This window comes from Halalkalibacter wakoensis JCM 9140 (assembly GCF_000513095.1).
Taxonomy (GTDB): Bacteria; Bacillota; Bacilli; order Bacillales; family Bacillaceae_D; genus Halalkalibacter; species Halalkalibacter wakoensis.
Map to the genome: position 1 here is coordinate 1 of NZ_BAUT01000145.1, position 2,115 is coordinate 2,115.

The window sequence follows — 2,115 nt, forward strand, 5'->3', positions numbered from 1 at the left end:
ATTTCCCTGCTAAGGTTACTTTCTCTTAACATTTAACATGTTTCTCTAACTCTTCTGCGATTTCTTTTAACACAATCATTTTCTCTTTAACGGATGGGGGTTGAACAATTTGTGGTTTACCTTCCACAACAGAGATCACTAGTTGGAAACACAGCCACGAGTAGACAAAAGTACGATTGATTATGCGAGTGGCTGGGGCGCAATGAAAAGAAGATATTTCAACGGCTTCATAGAAAAAGTTCATTTTTTGAAAAGTCATAAGTCGCTCTCTCCGCATTTGTCGCATACAGTACGGATGAGGAGGGATTTTTTATGAGAATTTTAAATTGGGGAGTAGACTCAGCTGCTGCCGTTACCGAAGATTTGTATCAATGTGTTATTGAAAATTTCGGCCGTCCTGATTTCTGGGGACGCTATTTGTCAACCATTCCAAATATCAGTGACGGACTTACTCCCGAAGAGTACAGCTTTATCCAAAACAACGGCATGAAACTGATGCCGATTTACAACAACTTCCGCCAAGCAGTCGGTGCTCGTGCCGGAGCCGTTGCCGCAAGAAATAGCATTTTTAAAGCAAGGCAGCTGGGTATTCCAGAAGGAACTTTCATTTTTGCCAATGTCGAACGTTTTTTTGAAGTCGATGCGGACTGGATTGTGGCATGGGTTGAAACGTTTTACAATAGCCCTTATCGCCCTGGAATTTATGCAGACCCAGACGAAGGCCCTTTTAACGCCGCCTATTGTCAAGCCACAACGATGAGCAACCTCGTTCTTGAACAATCCGTCATTTGGAGCGCAGAACCCGAGCCAGGAACCACGACAAAACGAAACGCACCTCGTCAATTCACCCCTAGCAGACCTGATTGCGAAGCGAATGTGTGGGCATGGCAATATGGTCGCGATGCAGAAGAGTGCCCAATTGATACGGTGTTAATGGAAAATCGCTTATTTCAAACATTAGCGTAATATAGAAAGGGAGCACAGCAACGCTGCACTCCCCATACATAGCGCATTGAAAAAGAAAAAACGTTTTTTTCAGTGCCCTTAACCTATTAAGCTTCAGACTCAATCAATCCATACTTGCCATCACGACGCTTATACACGACATTCGTCGATCCATTCACGGCATCGGAAAATACAAAGAAGTTATGACCAAGCATGTCCATTTGCAAAATCGCCTCTTCTGCATCCATTGGCTTTAAGTTGAAACGCTTTTTGCGTACCACTTCTAACTCATCTGTTAGTGGTTCTTCTTGCTCGAGCGGTTCTAGATCATTTTTGAACATATATTTCAAGCTTCCCTCTTGGCGAAACTTGCGATTGACTTTTGTTTTGTGCTTACGAATTTGACGCTCCAATTTCTCCACAACACTATCGATTGCTGCATACATATCCTGATGCACTTCTTCTGCTCGAAGTAGAAGTTGCGGCATCGGAATGGTGATCTCAATGATGTGCTGGTTGTTTAGCACCTGCATGCGGACATTGACATCTGCAATGGGAGTCGTATCAAAATAACGTTCCAGTTTATTGACCTTCTTTTCCACATAGTCACGTAAAGCTGGCGTTACGTCCAGGTTTTCACCACGGATATTATAGTTCATAAATAACTCCTCCTTTTCTATGTATATATTCTATTTACCCCATAATAAGTCCTTCTTAAACGTTAGAAAAATATAAATTTTTGTCGGTTTTGTTACAAAGATGTCGGAAGGGTGGATAGCGGGGAAATTATCAAATAGCCTAATGCCCCCGTTCCATTGCGCTTCAGGTACTTGCTTTCCGCAGGGAGGAAGCCAAGCCCCCACGCCTTTCCGGCTGTGTGGTCTTGCCTTTCCCTCTTTTCCCGCAGGAGTCAAGTACCTTCCGCTTCATTTCACTTTAGTTTGTTAAAAAATGAAATGCATCACCCCTGCGAAGAGAATCTAAAATAGAAATAAGAGCAGTCTGAATAGTATTAACGTGAAGCCAGTTGTAATTTCTTCGTTCTCTGTACTTTTTAGAAAACCTTACTTTTTAATAAGACTCTTTCTTTAATAGTTGTTTTTGAATGTAACTTACTGCTCATAGTGTAATGGAGCGGAAGCCACTCGACTCCTACCATGAAAATAAACG

Annotated in this window: 3 protein-coding genes; 1 reads left to right on the forward strand and 2 read right to left on the reverse strand. The window is 42.3% G+C overall.

What is annotated here, in order from left to right; all coding sequences use genetic code 11:
• Positions 1 to 25: 25 nt before the first annotated feature.
• Positions 26 to 259, reverse strand: a complete 234-nt coding sequence (locus tag JCM9140_RS21800; RefSeq protein WP_034751749.1) for a hypothetical protein — start codon at positions 257 to 259, stop codon at positions 26 to 28.
• A gap of 53 nt (positions 260 to 312) precedes the next feature.
• Between JCM9140_RS21800 and JCM9140_RS21805 the strand changes: the two genes are divergently transcribed.
• Complete coding sequence (locus tag JCM9140_RS21805) at positions 313 to 966, forward strand: glycoside hydrolase domain-containing protein (protein ID WP_034751752.1); 654 nt, start codon at positions 313 to 315, stop codon at positions 964 to 966.
• 86 nt (positions 967 to 1,052) lie between these two features.
• On the opposite strand, the gene hpf is transcribed toward JCM9140_RS21805, so the two are convergent.
• A complete protein-coding gene (gene hpf, locus JCM9140_RS21810) occupies positions 1,053 to 1,604 on the reverse strand; it encodes a ribosome hibernation-promoting factor, HPF/YfiA family (protein WP_034751754.1) in 552 nt (183 codons plus the stop codon).
• Between the last annotated feature and the right edge of the window lie 511 nt (positions 1,605 to 2,115).

What these genes read in the sequence shown, in the direction of transcription:
- JCM9140_RS21800 (WP_034751749.1), bottom strand. Translation starts at nt 259, where the DNA reads ATGACTTTTCAAAAAATGAACTTTTTCTATGAAGCCGTTGAAATATCT.
- JCM9140_RS21805 (WP_034751752.1), top strand. Translation starts at nt 313, where the DNA reads ATGAGAATTTTAAATTGGGGAGTAGACTCAGCTGCTGCCGTTACCGAA.
- hpf (WP_034751754.1), bottom strand. Translation starts at nt 1,604, where the DNA reads ATGAACTATAATATCCGTGGTGAAAACCTGGACGTAACGCCAGCTTTA.